Origin of the sequence: Algoriphagus boseongensis (assembly GCF_004362805.1) — a bacterium.
Classification (GTDB): Bacteria; Bacteroidota; Bacteroidia; order Cytophagales; family Cyclobacteriaceae; genus Algoriphagus; species Algoriphagus boseongensis.
On record NZ_SNYF01000007.1, the window covers coordinates 47,204 to 63,263 of the forward strand.

14 protein-coding genes and 4 tRNA genes are annotated in these 16,060 nt (G+C 42.2%); 11 read left to right on the top strand and 7 right to left on the bottom strand.

The genetic code is table 11. The features are described from left to right. Positions 1-23 precede the first annotated feature (23 nt). A complete protein-coding gene (locus DFQ04_RS11660) occupies positions 24-1,187 on the bottom strand; it encodes a homogentisate 1,2-dioxygenase (protein WP_133556041.1) in 1,164 nt (387 codons plus the stop codon). Between the two features lie 129 nt (positions 1,188-1,316). Between DFQ04_RS11660 and DFQ04_RS11665 the strand changes: the two genes are divergently transcribed. Both DFQ04_RS11665 and DFQ04_RS11670 read left to right on the top strand, forming a co-directional pair. Beyond that, positions 1,317-2,111, top strand: coding sequence for a glycoside hydrolase family 16 protein (locus tag DFQ04_RS11665; RefSeq protein WP_133556043.1), 795 nt, complete (start codon positions 1,317-1,319; stop codon positions 2,109-2,111). 93 nt (positions 2,112-2,204) lie between these two features. Beyond that, a complete protein-coding gene (locus DFQ04_RS11670; protein ID WP_243739674.1) occupies positions 2,205-2,855 on the top strand; it encodes an MCP four helix bundle domain-containing protein in 651 nt (216 codons plus the stop codon). Here DFQ04_RS11670 and DFQ04_RS11675 read toward each other — a convergent pair. The 5 genes from DFQ04_RS11675 to DFQ04_RS11695 form a co-directional block, all read right to left on the bottom strand. Continuing rightward, positions 2,852-3,745: a sugar phosphate isomerase/epimerase family protein gene (locus DFQ04_RS11675; protein ID WP_133556045.1), complete on the bottom strand. Its 894-nt coding sequence runs from the start codon at positions 3,743-3,745 to the stop codon at positions 2,852-2,854. The two genes, DFQ04_RS11670 and DFQ04_RS11675, sit on opposite strands and share 4 nt — an antisense overlap. Before the next feature lie 65 nt (positions 3,746-3,810). Beyond that, positions 3,811-4,365 carry a gluconate 2-dehydrogenase subunit 3 family protein gene (locus DFQ04_RS11680; RefSeq protein ID WP_133556811.1) on the bottom strand — a complete coding sequence of 185 codons (555 nt, stop codon included), beginning with the start codon at positions 4,363-4,365 and terminating at the stop codon, positions 3,811-3,813. A gap of 20 nt (positions 4,366-4,385) precedes the next feature. Further along, on the bottom strand, positions 4,386-6,065 hold the full coding sequence (locus DFQ04_RS11685; RefSeq protein ID WP_133556048.1) for a GMC oxidoreductase: 1,680 nt from the start codon (positions 6,063-6,065) through the stop codon (positions 4,386-4,388). A 25-nt stretch (positions 6,066-6,090) separates the two neighbouring features. Next, entirely contained in the window at positions 6,091-6,963 is an 873-nt protein-coding gene (locus tag DFQ04_RS11690) for a hydroxypyruvate isomerase family protein (protein WP_133556050.1), read from the bottom strand. 7 nt (positions 6,964-6,970) lie between these two features. Then, positions 6,971-8,203, bottom strand: a complete 1,233-nt coding sequence (locus tag DFQ04_RS11695) for a nucleoside permease (RefSeq protein WP_133556052.1) — start codon at positions 8,201-8,203, stop codon at positions 6,971-6,973. Between the two features lie 244 nt (positions 8,204-8,447). On the opposite strand from DFQ04_RS11695, the gene DFQ04_RS11700 reads away from it, so the two are divergent. The 4 genes from DFQ04_RS11700 to DFQ04_RS11715 are packed head-to-tail and all read left to right on the top strand — an operon-like array spanning position 8,448 to position 11,890. Then, positions 8,448-9,617, top strand: coding sequence for a Gfo/Idh/MocA family protein (locus DFQ04_RS11700; RefSeq protein ID WP_133556054.1), 1,170 nt, complete (start codon positions 8,448-8,450; stop codon positions 9,615-9,617). A gap of 32 nt (positions 9,618-9,649) precedes the next feature. After that, a complete protein-coding gene (locus DFQ04_RS11705) occupies positions 9,650-10,702 on the top strand; it encodes a sugar phosphate isomerase/epimerase family protein (protein ID WP_133556056.1) in 1,053 nt (350 codons plus the stop codon). A gap of 19 nt (positions 10,703-10,721) precedes the next feature. Continuing rightward, on the top strand, positions 10,722-11,147 hold the full coding sequence (locus tag DFQ04_RS11710) for a c-type cytochrome (protein ID WP_133556058.1): 426 nt from the start codon (positions 10,722-10,724) through the stop codon (positions 11,145-11,147). Between the two features lie 2 nt (positions 11,148-11,149). Further along, positions 11,150-11,890 carry a DUF1080 domain-containing protein gene (locus tag DFQ04_RS11715; protein ID WP_133556060.1) on the top strand — a complete coding sequence of 247 codons (741 nt, stop codon included), beginning with the start codon at positions 11,150-11,152 and terminating at the stop codon, positions 11,888-11,890. A gap of 35 nt (positions 11,891-11,925) precedes the next feature. Here DFQ04_RS11715 and DFQ04_RS11720 read toward each other — a convergent pair whose 3' ends face one another. Then, positions 11,926-12,555, bottom strand: a complete 630-nt coding sequence (locus DFQ04_RS11720) for an SH3 domain-containing protein (RefSeq protein WP_317129598.1) — start codon at positions 12,553-12,555, stop codon at positions 11,926-11,928. Positions 12,556-12,738: 183 nt separating this feature from the next. On the opposite strand from DFQ04_RS11720, the gene DFQ04_RS11725 reads away from it, so the two are divergent. The 5 genes from DFQ04_RS11725 to DFQ04_RS11745 all read left to right on the top strand — a co-directional run bounded on the left by DFQ04_RS11725 (position 12,739) and on the right by DFQ04_RS11745 (position 16,060). Next, a tRNA-Lys gene (locus DFQ04_RS11725) sits at positions 12,739-12,811 on the top strand. Between the two features lie 35 nt (positions 12,812-12,846). Further along, positions 12,847-12,920 (top strand) — tRNA-Pro (locus DFQ04_RS11730). A gap of 29 nt (positions 12,921-12,949) precedes the next feature. Continuing rightward, positions 12,950-13,023, top strand: a tRNA-Arg gene (locus tag DFQ04_RS11735). 38 nt (positions 13,024-13,061) lie between these two features. Then, positions 13,062-13,134, top strand: a tRNA-Lys gene (locus DFQ04_RS11740). A gap of 364 nt (positions 13,135-13,498) precedes the next feature. Next, positions 13,499-16,060, top strand: a complete 2,562-nt coding sequence (locus DFQ04_RS11745; RefSeq protein ID WP_133556064.1) for a M1 family metallopeptidase — start codon at positions 13,499-13,501, stop codon at positions 16,058-16,060.

The following is a 16,060-nucleotide window of genomic DNA, read 5'->3' on the forward strand; positions in this document are numbered from 1 at the left end:
TATTTTCATCAAAGAAAGCCTTTCTATTCGGTCCAGCTCATTGGATATTTTTTGTCTACAAATTCCAAGGCATCTGTTGTAAGCAAAAGTGGTCGGAATGTGTCCAGCATTACTGCATATTCCTTGGTTTCTTTGGCACCGATGGACTTTTCCACCGTTCCAGGATGTGGGCCATGTGGAAGACCTCCCATGTGAATGGTGAAAGATCCCCGGTCAATTCCTTTTCTGCTCATAAATTCCCCTTCAGCATAGTAGAGCACTTCATCAGAGTCGATATTGCTGTGGTTATAAGGAGCAGGAATAGCCAATGGATGGTAATCAAACAGTCTTGGGACAAAAGAGCAAATCACAAATCCCCAAGCTTGGAAAGTCTGGTGCACTGGAGGCGGCTGATGGATTCTACCGGTAATGGGTTCGAAATCATGAATGGAAAGCGCATAGGGATATAAGTATCCATCCCATCCTACAATATCCAATGGACTGTGTCCATAATGGTATTGGTGAAGCATTCCCTGCTTTTTGATTTGGACAAGGTAGTCACCCTTTTCTCTTTCGATGTGTAGTTCATGCGGAGGGCGAATGTCTCGCTCACAATAAGGGGAATGTTCCAGAAGTTGGCCGACCTCATTTCTATATCGCTTTACAGTCTCGATAGGACCATGGGATTCAATCACCAATAGTCTCAAAGGACCGGATTCTTCGAATTCAAATCTGTAGATGGTGGTTCTTGGGATGACCACATAATCCCCTTTTCTGACTTCCAGTTTACCGAATTGGGAGTAAAGCACTCCTTCTCCATCGTGGATGTAGATCAGTTCGTCTCCGTCTGCATTTTTGAAATAATAATCCATTTTTCTCTGCTTGGGAGAGCAGATTCCCATCATGACGTCATTGTTCATCATGAGCATTCTTCTGGCGCTGAGGTAATCCTCGCCGGTCGTTTCTACTCCTGATGTTTTCAGATGGGTTTGGTTGAGACCAAAATCCTTGGCAGGCTCCCATTTGTAGGGTTTTGGCTCGCCTATGGATTTGACTTCGTTGGGATTATAAATGTGATAGAGGTTGGAATAGATTCCTGAAAATCCTTTGGAACTCACCAATTCCTCTTTGTATAAGCTTCCATCCGGCTGGCGAAATTGAGTATGCCTTTTCGGTGGGATTTGTCCAAGTCTAAAATAATAAGCCATGTTTTTGGGTTTATATTGACTGCTAAATTAACATTTATCCTAAAGCCTTTGCGGGAAATTTCCCTTTTCCTGAATTCAACTTGAGCCCAATCGAGAAAGTTTTGTAATTTTCTCCCAAGCCAAAAACCTATGCGATTAAACCTTACCCTTTGCCTATACCTTTTTCTTTCTGGTGTGGCCTTTTCCCAACAAAGTAAAAAAGCCAAACTTATTTGGTCTGATGAGTTTAAAAAAAGCGGATTGCCTGATCCTAGCAAATGGGATTACGACGTCGGAGACCATGGTTGGGGCAACAATGAACTTGAGTATTATTCCAAGGAGGATGAGAGAAATGCCCGGATTGAAAAGGGAGTTTTGATCATTGAGGCACACGCGGATCCCTCTCATCCAAAAGGCTATACTTCTGCTCGTCTAGTGACCAGAGGAAAGGCCGCTTGGCAATATGGATACATTGAGGTAAAGGCAAAACTACCTCAAGGTGTAGGTACCTGGCCTGCGATCTGGATGTTGGCAGAGGAAAATAGGCATGGAGGCTGGCCAAAAAATGGAGAGATCGACATCATGGAGCATGTGGGATATGACCCGGGAACAGTTCATGGGACAGTTCATACCGAGGCCTTCAATCACGTCCAAGGAACCCAAAAAGGAGCTCAAATCCAAGTCCCTACCTTCCATGATGAATTTCATCTCTACGCCATAGACTGGACCGAGGATAAAATAGATTTCTACATGGACGGGGAAAAGTACTTTACTTTTACCAATACCGGGAATGATTATAAAGAATGGCCCTTCGATCAGAAATTTCATTTGATCATGAATATTGCTGTCGGAGGGGGATGGGGAGGTCAGAAGGGTGTTGATCCTTCGATTTGGCCTCAAAGAATGGAAGTAGATTATGTTAGGGTTTATGATAAAAAGCCCTGATTCTAATCTTTTTGAATACAAACTAATTACAACCGATCTTTGAGGATCAATAGCTTTCCAAATTCCGGTTTCAAAAAGCTGAAAACTTAAGTTATGAAGGATACCTATATCAAAAAGCGAAAAATCAAGGCACTTATTGTAATCAGTATTTTGCTCTTGTCTTTGTATGGAAAAAACCTTTTGGAAAGAAGATCCTTCAAGCAAATTAGCAGCACCTTCACTGAAGTTTACAATGATCGCTTGTTGGTTGAGAGCTATATTTTTGATATTTCGGAGCGGCTTTTTCAGATTCAAAAACTGATTGATCACTGTGATTTGGATTACGATTATTCCAAAGTGATTGAGGAGATTTCAAAAAATGAAAATGAGATTCTCGGGATAGTTGTTGAATTTGAACAAACCCAACTTACTCCTGAGGAAGCGACTTATTTATCCGATTTCAAAAAGATTATTACCCAAGATCTTACGATCAAAAATTACGGATTGATTTATTCAGATTCTTCTGGAGTCAATAGAGAACAGGTGAAAATCTACGATCAGAAGATCAGTCGGGCCAGAAAAGATTTGGATGATCTGAGCAAAATCCAGCTTCAGGAAGGAGAAAAAATAATCAGCAAAGCCAAAACCCTTATTAATCGTTCCCAAATCTGGGCTCAATTTGAGGTGGCTCTGCTGATTATCTTGGTGATTGTATTGTTCCTGTTAATTTTTAGAAACAGCGAACGTACAAAAGGAATGATTTAATATTCCAGACTTCCTAGGTATTTGGCATTGGATTCCGCAGCTTCCAATGGAGTTCCTGTTGGAAATCTTTCCTGCTCCACGATGAAATATTCCATTCCCAAATTCAAAGATTCTTTGATCAGTTTGGCATAAGGGATTTCTCCCTGACCTAGCAATACTCCACGCTGATGTGGATCTCCTGTTCCTGCTTCTGCATCTTTCACATGGCAAAGGCGGAATCTTCCGGGATATTTTGCCAAGTATTCTGCTGGATTAATTCCAGCAACATAAGCCCAATACATATCAAGTTCGAAGTCTACAAGCGCCGGGTCTGTTTCCTCCATAAGAATGTCTTGGGGTATTTTCCCTTCCATATCCACAAAGGTGTAATCGTGGTTGTGGTAGGCGAATTTTAAGCCAAACGGTTTCAATTTTTCGCCGATTATATTGAATTCAGCCGCTTTCTTTTTGTATTCCTCAAGGGATTTTTGAGGTCCTATCCATGGGCAAATCAAATATTTCATTCCTACTTCAGCTGCCATTTCAGCCTGGGATTCCAGGTTTTCAAAGACATTGCAATGGGAAGAGACCATTTCAGAACCTATTTCTGTCATTAGGGATTTGAATTCTGTTGGCTGCATACCCCACAGAATTCCTTTTCCCCCATCGAATCCCTCTAATTGTTTGTAGCCAAATCCTCCCAGAGCTCTAAAAGTGGCAATGGGGTCAGTATCCATATCCTCTTTTACAGAATAGATCTGGATTCCAAATTTTTCTAGTTTCAAAAGTCCTGATGCGTTTTCGGTTGAATCCTCTTTTTTTGGAGAGCTGCAATATTGAAGCGGAAGTCCCAAGGCGCCAAGTCCAAGTACAGTTCCTAATTGAATAAATTTTCTTCGTTGGTTAATCATAGGTGGAAAAAGAAAAAAGAAGCCTGCCTCGTATCAAGGCAGGCCAATTAAATAAAAAGGTCTAATTAGATGGCGTATGCTTTATCACCCGCCTTGAAGTCAATGCATGGATCGAATCTTCCAGGAACTTCCACATAATTCAAAGCCTGAGTCGCTCCGATTTCCGAAGTGAAATAGCCTAATACAGTCAAATCTCTCAACATGTTGATGATAATTGGCTGTCTGGCATCTCCGCTAGCTCGGAATTGCTCATGAAGTCCATTTAGGTAAGCCAATCTGTCTTCAGCACTGGCCTGAACGAAATCGCTTCCTTTTTCTGCTTTGAATTCTTTGCGGATGGTATTCAGCCCGTCAATAAATGCTTGTTGCTGTTCAGCATCGTAGCAGTCTTTTACCATCATTTGCATGAACTCACCGATTTTGGTTGCTTTCGCGCCCGGAGTATCGGTAGTTGGGATAATGGTTTCTCCGATTTCATCCAAGAAAGCCAGATCCTCAGGACTGAAGTTTAAATCTTTAATCTGATGCTCTGGAGCACATCCGGTTAAAAGTGCTGTTGCACCGATCATCGTACCTCCCATCATCAAGGCGACACTTTTGAGTGCATCTCTTCTGTTCATTGTTGTCATAACTTTATGGATTAGAGGTTTTGTCTTTTAAGTTCTTCTACCGCAAAGCTTGCAGCTCTTGCAGTAAGCGCCATATAGGTTAAGGATGGATTTTGCGCGGCAGCAGAAGTCATACAAGCTCCGTCCGTCACGAAAACATTCTTCGCATCCCAAACCTGATTGTTGCCATTGAGGACAGAGGTTTTAGGATCACGGCCCATTCTGGCGGTACCCATTTCGTGGATACCCTGTCCGAAGGTGTAGCCGTTGTCGTAGGTTCTTACATCTTTGAATCCTGCCACCTCAAGCATTTCTGCAGCATCATTCATCATGTCCTGGCGCATTTTGAGTTCGTTTTCTTTGATTTCAGCATTCATCACCAATGCTTCCATTCCCCATTTGTCTTTGACTGTATCGCTCAGGCGGATATGGTTGTCATGGTAAGGAAGAATCTCTCCAAAGGCAGTGATACCCATTGACCATGGCCCTGGTTTGGTCAGTTCGTCCTTCATGCCTGCTCCAAATCCTAGTTCAGCTACATCACGACTCCAGCCACTTCTGCTGGCGCCACCTTGGTACCCAAATCCTCTTAGATAATCTCGCTTATCTCCGTTGATGTTTCGGAATCTTGGGATATAAAGACCAGTAGGTCTTCTTCCGAAATAATATTTGTCTTCGAAACCATCATAAGTTCCTGCTGCACCAAGTCTGAAGTGGTGATCCATCACATTATGGCCCAATTCTCCGGAGCTGGAACCTAATCCGCCAGGCCAAATATCAGTGGCAGAACGCATCAAGATCGCAGTAGAATTGAAAGCTGAAGCACAAAGGAAAATGATCTTTGCATCAAACTCGTAGGTCTGATTGGTTTCGGCATCCAAGACCTCTACTCCGGTCGCTTTTTTAGTATCCTTATCATAGATCAATTTTCTTACAATTGACCAAGGGCGGAGAGTAAGGTTTCCTGTAGCCATGGCTGCCGGTAATGTAGAAGCCTGGGTACTGAAATATCCTCCAAATGGACAACCCAAAGAACACTTGTTTCTGTATTGACAACCAGGTCTTCCAGGAAGTGGCTGGGTAATATTTGCTGGACGACCGATGGTCCAAGTTCTTGCTCCTTTATAATGTTCCTTGATTTTCGCTGCGCCAGCTTCTTCAACACAGTTCATCGGCATTGGAGGCTGAAATTCCCCATCAGGAAGAATATCCAATCCGTCTTTGGAACCGGATACTCCAATGAATTTTTCAACATAGCTATACCAAGGAGCGATGTCATTGTATCGAATTGGCCAATCTACTGCGATTCCTTCTTTGGCGTTAGCTTCGAAGTCTACATTTGCCCAACGATAGGATTGTCTTCCCCAAAGCAGGGATCTACCACCTACCTGATATCCTCTGAACCAAGTAAAAGGTTTCTCTTCTACATAAGGAGAATCGCTTTCATGAGCCCACCAATCCAAGTTTAGCTCATTAAGCACATAATCTCTTTTAAGATTAGGGTGGTTATCCAACATTTCTTGGGTTCTTCTTCCTCTGTGAGGAACTTCCCAAGGTGGTAAAGTAGCTGTTTTGTAATCTTTTACATGCTCGACCATCGGGCCTCTCTCCAGGAGCAAAACTTTCAGCCCCTTCTCCGTAAGCTCTTTTGCGGCCCATCCGCCGCTTATCCCTGACCCAACTACGATTGCGTCATACGCTTCATTTGCCATAGGTTATGGTATTTGGTTTAATTAGTTACACGTCACAAACTTGCACTGCATGACCCAGTGCGGCTATTTTATCTTCCCCTTTTGGGATAAATTCATGAGAAACATATCCCTTGAAGCCTGAATCCACAATAGCCTGCATGATTGGAGGATAGTAGATTTCCTGCTTGTCGTCCAAGTCTCTTCTACCGGGATTTCCCGCAGTATGGTAATGACCAAAGTATTGGTGATTGGTTTGAATGGAACGAATAATATCTCCTTCGTCAATCTGCATGTGGTAAATATCAAACAGCAACTTGAAGTTGTCACTGGAGATTCTCTTGCAGAGCTCAATGCCCCAAGCAGATTTATCACACATATAATCTTTGTGATCCACACGGCTATTCAATAATTCCATTTGAATGATTACGCCGTGTTTTTCAGCAGTGCTCAGGATTTTCTTGATTCCGATTTCGCAGTTTTTTAGTCCGGTTTCATCATCCATGCCTCTTCTGTTTCCCGAGAAAGCAATTATATTGGTATACCCGGCTTTCTGAACCAGAGGGATGACCTCCTTATAATTATTTTCCAGCTGATCATGGAATTTTGGATCGTTAAATCCATCTGGTATACCCAATTCTGCGCCATTGCACATGGAGCAGTGAATGTCGTATTTTTTGAGGGTTTCCCAGTTGTTTGGTCCGATGAGGTCAATTGCACCTACACCGACCTTTTTGATATTGGCACAAAGTTCCTCAAGGGAAAGAGGTCTCATGGACCAAGCACATACGCCATGAGTGATATTTCCTTTGAGTTGGAAAGGAGCTTCGTCCTTCCATTGAAAGGAAGAAAGACCACCTAAAGCAGCTCCTCCCAAGGCAAGTTTTTTGAAGGAGTCTCTTCTCCCAGAATTGAATTTCATAGGTTAGTTAGGGTTTGTGTTCAGGTTTGATTTCTTCGCTTTTGAAAAAAGAAATGAAAAATAGCAAAACCAAGAGGGAAATCCCAGCAGGAATCAGCCAAATTGATTTCCAATCGTGAAATCCTTCTGTATTTAAGAAATAATTAGAGATCTGTCCTGCTGCCCAAAAACCAATCAGCATCCCGACTCCATATGTTGCAAGTGTGATTAGACCCTGAGCAGAAGACTTGAATTTTTCCCCGGCATGGGAGTCGGTGTAGATTTGCCCGCTGACGAAAAAGAAGTCATAGCAAACTCCATGAAGGGCAATTCCCACCATCAGCATCCAAACTCCGGAATCGGCATCCCCAAAGGCGAAGAATACATATCGGATCGCCCAAGCCAGCATGGCTACAATAAGGGTCTTCTTGAGTCCAAATCTTGAGAAAAAAACCGGGAGCGCCAGCATGAACAATACCTCCGAGATTTGCCCGATGGTCATTTTTCCCGTTGAGTTTTCAACTCCAATTTCTGTCAGAAAAGGACTGGCATTTTGATAGTAAAATGCAAGTGGAATACAAATCAAGATAGACGACAGGAAAAATATCGCATAGTTTTTATGCTTCAGGAGTGCCAAAGCATCCAGCCCAAGAGCTTCTGAAAGTTTGAATTCTCCTGATCTTTTGGCCCTTGGTGGAGTAGAGGGCAAAGTGAAACTGTATATTCCCAATGCCAATGAAACAAAGGATGCCATTATCCAGGTGTTTTTCAATAAGCCATTGGCCAATCCCTCCTGGCTATCCCAAGCTAAATAGGAAATCAAAATTCCTGCAGCAATCCAGCCGATAGTTCCCCAAACTCGGATCACGGAGAATTCCTTTTCCGGACTTTTCATTTGGTTAAAAGAGATGGAATTGACTAATGCCAGCGTGGGCATAAACAGGATCATGTAAATTAAAAGGAATGGGAAAAAGCCAGAAAATTCCTTTGAGCTATACAATAAATACATCAGCCCAGCTCCCAAAATATGAATGACTCCAAGGATTTTTTGAGCCTGAAAATATCGATCAGCAATCAATCCCACGACAAATGGGGCAATGATGGCACCAAGGGATTGGGTAGAAAATGCAAGAGAAATATCCTGATCCTTTGCCGCTAAATTATTCCCTAAAAAAGTCCCCATAGTCACATACCAAGATCCCCAGACAAAGAACTCTAAAAACATCATGAGGGAAAGGCGAAATTTGGTTGTTGGGTTCATGGGCGATTTTGGTGAAGGTAATTTCTGAATTTAGGCGCTTAAATTTAGAATTTGGCCTTTTTGCCGTATTTTAAGCATCTCCTTTGAAACTCCGAATAAAGGGTTTAAAAAGTTTTGTCCAAGCCATTCATAACCCAATGAAGCTATTGGTCATAAACCGCCTTTTTTGCTGGCAGAATCCTCGAAATTTCAAGGGAAATTCAAGTTTCTTCTCAAAATAACCTGATAAACTAATCATTTGACTATGTCAACTGCTAAAAAACTTAAGCTCGGTCTTGTAGGTGGAGGACCGGGATCTTTTATTGGAGCAATACACCTCAACGGAGCCCTAATGGACGGAATGTTTGAATTGGTTTGTGGGGCATTCAGCTCCAACCCAGCCAAGTCCAAACAAAAAGGCGAAGAACTTATGCTTGACCCATCCAGGGTTTATGGAAGCTACGACGAGATGTTTGAAAAGGAATCCAAGCTTCCAGAAGGAGTAAAAATGGATGTGGTAGCGATCGTTACTCCAAACAATGTTCATTTTGATCCAACGGTAAAAGCATTGAAATATGGATTCCATGTGGCTTTGGACAAGCCGCTTACCCTAAATTATGCCGAGGCAAAGGAGCTATATCATATTGTAAACAACTCCGACCGAAGATTTTTATTAACCCACACCTACACCGGCTATCCCATGATCAAGCAAGCCAAGCAGATGGTCATGGATGGAAAAATCGGAAAAGTGAGAAAAGTCTATGTGGAATATCCTCAAGGCTGGTTGTATAAATTACTGGAAACAGAAAACAACAAGCAAGCCGAATGGAGAACAGACCCTGCCAGAAACGGTTTAGCTGGTTGTATGGGTGATATTGGAACGCATGCTTTTAATATGGTGGAATATGTGACTGGGGAAAAAGTTTCTCATGTCTGTGCGGACTTGTATATCAAAATCCCGGGAAGACCGATTGATGATGACGGTGTTGTTTTGCTTCGATTCGAAAATGGGGCTTCTGGAGTTTTGATGGCTTCTCAGACGGATACAGGTTGTGAAAACAATTTGAAGATCCGAGTGTATGGAGAAAAAGGAGGATTGGAGTGGGAGCAGGAATTGAACAATTCCTTGACTGTAAGATTCCCAAATGAACCTGCCCAGATTTTCAGAGCAGGAACAGGTTATTTGGGTTCTTTGGCACAAGAAAATACCCGAACTCCAGCAGGACATCCTGAAGGCTATGTGGAGGCTTTTGCCAATTTGTACAGAAACTTCGCTCGTTGCATTTATGCGGATCGAGAAGGTGTAAAACCAAAATGGGAATGGGAAGACTATCCGGGCATCGAAGATGGAATCAGAGGCATGGCTTTTATTGACCACGTCCTCAGAAGCAACCAGTCCGAACAAAAATGGACTCCTTTTATCGTAGAAAAATAAAATATCTCAACTTATTTAAACCCGAAACCAAAATGAAAACTATCAAAGGACCTGCGATTTTCTTGGCTCAGTTTGCCGATGACAAAGCTCCTTTCAATAACCTGAAAAACATCAGCCGATATATGGCTGATTTGGGATATAAGGCAGTTCAGATTCCTTCTTGGGATGGACGAATGATCGATCTTCAAAAGGCTGCAGAAAGCAAAACCTATGCAGATGAAATCAAAGGAATCGTCGCAGAAACAGGAATGGAAATTTCTGAGCTTTCCACTCACCTCCAAGGACAATTGGTAGCTGTTCATCCGGCATACAATGAATTGTTTGATGGATTTGCCCCGGCAAATCTTAAAGGTGATTTGAAAGGAAAATCCGAATGGGCTACCCAGCAATTGAAGTATGCAGCAAAGGCTTCTGCCAATTTGGGATTGAATGCACATGCGACCTTTTCAGGTGCATTGATGTGGCATACGGTTTATCCTTGGCCGCAAAGACCTGCAGGATTGGTTGAAACTGGATTTACAGAATTGGCAAAAAGATGGAAGCCGATTTTGGATGCGTTTGATGAAGTAGGAGTGGACGTTTGTTACGAACTTCACCCTGGCGAAGATCTTCATGATGGAATTACCTTCGAGATGTTCTTGGAAAAAGTAGGAGGACACAAGCGGGCTAATATCTTGTATGACCCAAGCCATTTTGTTTTGCAGTGCCTGGATTATCTCCAATTCATCGATTTCTATCACGATAGAATTAAGATGTTCCACGTCAAGGATGCTGAATTTAACCCTACCGGTAAACAAGGAGTTTATGGTGGATTCCAAGGATGGGTAGAAAGAGCAGGAAGATTTAGATCATTGGGAGATGGTCAGGTTGATTTTGCAGGAATATTTAGCAAACTTTCGCAGTACAATTATAGCGGATGGGCCGTTTTGGAATGGGAGTGTGCAATCAAGCATCCAGAGCAGGGTGCAGCTGAAGGAGCACCATTTATTTCAGATCATATTATCAGAGTTACAGAAAAGGCATTCGATGATTTTGCAGGCACTGGCGCTGATGAAGCATTAAACAGAAGAATTTTAGGCATTTAATTATCCAAACTCAATAAACATGAAAATTACAAAACCATTAAACCTTGCGCTTCTTGCTGTAGCAGGATTGACTTTTGCTTGTGGAGGCGGAGAAAAATCAACAGAAACAACGGCTGAAACAGCTGCTCCAGCCGCTGCGCCTGCTCAGGAAGTCAGCTTGGAGGACAAGTACAAAGACAATCCTATCTACATCAAGGGAATTGAAAAAGTAAAAGGGTCCGATTGTACTTCTTGCCACATGGTGGATAGAAAAATCGTAGGTCCTTCCTACGCTGAAGTTGCTGCTAAATATGAGAGCACAGAAGAAAACATTACTATGCTTGCGCAAAAAGTAATCGCGGGTGGAGTAGGCGTTTGGGGTGAAGTTCCAATGCCTGCGCATCCGGGATTAAGTGAAGAGGATGCCAAAGACATGGTTGCCTACGTTTTACTTTTGAAAAAATAAGAATGAAGAAAAGTTATTTGAGCCTTTGGGTAACAGCTGGTTTAATGGCAGCTTGTTCTTCCCCGAAGACAGAAGAAACAGCTACGGCGGATACACTTGCAATTGAAGTTCCTGCAGAGGAATGGATTTCTCTTTTTGATGGACAAACCTTTAATGGCTGGTCCAAATATGGAGGAGGAGAAGTAGGAAAAGCCTGGAAAATTGAAAATGGTGAGATTTATCTTGATGCGGCAAATAAAGACGGCTGGCAAACTGGAGATGGCGGAGATATCGTGACTAACGAGGAATTTGAAAATTTCCATTTTAAGTATGAGTGGAAAATAGCTCCTAATGGAAATAGCGGAGTGATCTTCTTAGTCCATGAATCTCCTGAATACCAATATCCATGGCAAACTGGCCCTGAAATGCAGGTTTTGGATAATGCAGGGCATCCAGATGCTAAAATTATTAGCCACAGAGCTGGTGACTTGTATGACCTAATCGTGAGCAGTCAGGAAACCGTTAAGCCTGCTGGCGAATGGAATCAGGCAGAAATCATGATCAATCAAGGGAAACTGGATTTATTCCTTAACGGAGTAAATATTGTTTCTACCCAGCTTTTCACTCCTGAGTGGGAAGCATTGATCGCCAAAAGTAAATTCAAGGATATGCCGGGATTTGGTAAATACAAGAAGGGGAAAATTTCCCTCCAAGATCATGGAGATGTGGTTCACTACCGAAACTTGATGATCAAAAAACTATAAAACAAAAGGGCTTCGAATTTCGAAGCCCTCTCTTTTTATAGACGTGTAACTTTTTCTTTTTTGATGTAGGCGATTTGATCTTTCCATTCAACTTCATACCAGACGTCCTTGCTGGCTCTGATTTTTACCCGATGGCCTGGTTCTACACGATCGACTAGTTCACCCCCTGCGGATGGCTTAGAGACGATATAGGTAGGACTTCCTGTCACCAGTCCTGTATTAGGACCTTTGAGGAAATTATTCAAAAGAAAGATCAAAGAAATTAAAATTACCGAAGGCCAATAAAATCTAGCTTCAATCAATTTATTGCCGCGAGCCCAAAGGAAGATCAGAGAGATAATTAGAAAAAGAGCAAATGTCCCTACAATGATTTCCTTGTATTCCACAAGCAAAAGAACGAAACGCATGCCGTCACTCACCTCGTAGCCTACCAGTTCATTTTGGCCGGTAAGACTTTTGATTTTGGTAATGGTCTGAGGATTAGGGTTTAAATCGTAATACTTACTTAGGTAAAGCGAAGCGCTTTCTTTATCTCCTATACCTTCAGCTATGAAAGCCATTTTAAGAAGCATGGAAGGTGAGTAAATGCCTAATTGATAATTTACCTGATAGATCTCCATTGCTTCTTTATAGCTTCTCTGATTAAACAAAGAATCTGCTATCATAAGCTGAGGCACATTGGCCTGACAATGAATGCTTTGTAGAAAAAGGAAAAAAATTATAGAAAGTTTTGCTAGAAAGATTGATTTCTGGTTTGGCATTTAGAATTCAGAGTCATAAATTTGCAGTCCAATTACGGCAATGATCTAGCAAAAAGCAAGCTCAGGGAGCCAATTTGGAAGATTTAAGATTCCGTAGCTCAGCTGGTAGAGCAATACACTTTTAATGTATGGGCCCTGGGTTCGAATCCCAGCGGGATCACAAGTTTAACTTGCAAGGAGTTAAAACAATTACTTCGGGGTGTAGCGTAGCCCGGTATCGCGCCACATTTGGGATGTGGAGGTCGTAGGTTCGAATCCTGCCACCCCGACTTTATTAATAACTAGTAGTAGTTATCCAGGTCCGCTAGCTCAGCTGGATAGAGCAACTGCCTTCTAAGCAGTAGGTCTTAGGTTCGAATCCTAAGCGGATCACAAAAAAATGAGCGGAATTACGTTCCGCTTTTTCTTTTGATTCCGTAGCTCAGCTGGTAGAGCAATACACTTTTAATGTATGGGCCCTGGGTTCGAATCCCAGCGGGATCACAAAAGCAGGCTAAGAAGTCTGCTTTTTTGTTTTAAGCCAAGGGAGAAGTTAGGAGAGGTATTTCCAGAGATAGTTTGTATGGGCCCTGGTCCGCGATAGCCATCGGGACGAATCCCAGCGGGATCACAAAAGCAGGCTAAGAAGTCTGCTTTTTTGTTTTAAACCAATGGAGAAATTAAGAGAAGTATATCTAGAGATAGTTTGTATGGGCCCTGGTCCGCGATAGCCATCGGGACGAGTCCCAGCGGGATCACAAAAAGCAGGCTAAGAAGTCTGCTTTTTTGTTTTTGTTGAATTTCTCTTTTCCAAAATCACTCAGATAATTCTGTTTGTAAATCAGCTTGATTTTCACAAGGTTTCGGGATGAAATATTCATTCATCCTATTCACCTTTTTTCTGGGATTAGCTTCTTGTAAGCAGCCGGTTTCTGATGCCCATTTTTATGACCCGGGAATTTCCATTGAGTTGGCGGAGTACCGAAGCCAACAGGTGAAAAATATCCACTATCAATTAGATTTTTCCATTCCTGAGAAAAAGTCCGATCCCATTCCAGCCCGATTAATTCTGGATTTGGAGGTCATGAACCTGGATCATCCCCTGATTTTAGATTTTAATGAATCATCAGAAAAGGTGCTATCAGTCGCGATAAACGGATCTGAAATCCCTGTCCGTCATGAAGAGGAACACTTAATCATTGCTAAAGAGAATCTAATTAAGGGGGAGAATAAAATTGATATTTCATTTATCGCAGGAGACTTATCTCTTAATAGAAACGATGAGTTTTTATATACTCTCCTAGTTCCAGACCGAGCCAGCACCTTATTTCCTTGCTTTGATCAGCCAGATTTAAAAGCAAATTATTCCTTGACCATTTCCGCTCCCAAAGACTGGAAAGTTTTGGCTGGGGCTTCACTAGTTCAGAAAGAGGAAAAAGGAGAATTTGCAATTCACCGGTTTGCCAAGTCAGATTTGATGAGTACCTATCTTTTTTCTTTTGTTGCAGGGAAATTCCAATCCGCCAAATCCGAAAATGGATATGCTCAAGAAATGCTCTACAGGGAAACTAATGAGGAAAAAATCCAAGCTAGCAAGGGTGAAATCTTCAAACTCCATCAGCAAGCTGTGACATTTTTGGAAAACTATACGGGGTATAAGTTTCCATTTCAAAAACTGGATTTTGCGACCATTCCTATCTTTCAGTACGGGGGAATGGAACATGTAGGAGCTATCCAGTATAGGGAAAGCACCCTCTTTTTGGATCCTTCAGCTACTGATTCGGAACTCCTAAGTCGAGCTAAGCTCATAGGACATGAAACAGCCCACATGTGGTTTGGGGACTTGGTGACCATGAAGTGGTTTAATGATGTTTGGATGAAGGAGGTTTTTGCAAACTTCATGGCTGGTAAAATCGCTAATCCTGCTTTCCCAAAAATCAACCATGATTTGCTTTTCCTGACCTCGCTTTATCCAGGGGCCTATGCTGAGGACCGAACTAGAGGGACTAATCCAATCCGGCAGGAACTTGGAAACTTGAAAAATGCCGGCTCCTTGTATGGAGGGATTATTTACAATAAAGCCCCAATCATGATGCGCCAACTCGAGACCCTGATGGGCGAGGAGGCCTTCAAAAAAGGAATTCAATCGTATATAAGAACTCTTGCCAATGGGAATGCAGACTGGAATGATTTGGTCAAAATACTGGATAAGGAAACAGAGGAAGATCTCGTGGCTTGGAGCGAGGTTTGGGTAAATCAATCGAGCAGACCCATTTTTTCTGAGAAGTTAAAGATTAATGAGGAGGGGAAGATTTCTTCTTTAGTCCTCACCCAAACTGCGGAAGACGGTACAGATAAAGTTTGGCCGCAGGTTTTTGATTTGACTTTAGTCTATGAAAATGAGCAGAAGATCGTTCCAGTTTCAATTAAAGGGAAATCATCGGAAATTCTAGAAGTGCAAGGAATGTCTAAACCAATTGCCATTCTTTACAACAGCAATGGATTGGGATACGGAGTATTTCCTGTGGATTCAAATTATATAAGTGAATTCCCAAAAATCGAAGATGAGTTGAGTAGGGCAAGTGCTTACCTTAATTTGTATGAAAATACGCTAAATGGGACTATTAAGCCTTCCCAGAATATTACAGTCCTAAAGCAAGGTTTAGCGTCCGAAAGTAATGAGATTGTAGTCCAATTGATGGCCGGGCAATTGGAATCCCTGTTTTGGAAATTTCTTTCCAAGGAAAAAAGAGAAGCAGAACTTCAGTCACTGGAGCCCTTTATTTGGGATCTTCTTCAGAAAGAGCAATCAGCAAACGTCAAAAAGAATCTGTTCAATTTGTACCAAAGTATAGCCTATTCAAATGAAGGTATTGAAAGGTTATATCAGATTTGGACTAAGAAGATGGAAATAGCCAATCTCAAACTAAGCGCCGACAATTTTACAAGTCTGGCCATGGATTTGGCCTTGTATGGGCATCCAAAAGCCGAAGAAATTTTAGAGGAGGAAAGAACCAGAATTACCAATTCAGATCGTAGGGATAGATTTGATTTTTTAGTTCCGGCGCTTTCGGAAGATGCTTCAGTAAGGGATTCCCTTTTTATCTCATTTAAGTCCCCGGAGATGCGAGAAAAGGAATCCTGGGTTTTGGCTGCTTGTGGGTTTATTCATCACCCACTTCGGCAAGAGGAAAGCTTGAAGCATGTGGAACTGTCTTTGGCTTTGATGGAAGAAATTCAAAGGACTGGAGACATTTTCTTCCCCAAGGGATGGGCAAGTAATACTGTGGGGCAATACACGGCCCCAGAGGCTCTTGAATTAGTGGAATCCTTTCTGAAAAGTAAACCTGACTACAATCCGGTGTTAAAAAACAAAATCCTTCAGGCTACAGACAATCTATACCGAGCTCAAAAGATTATGGAGAAATAA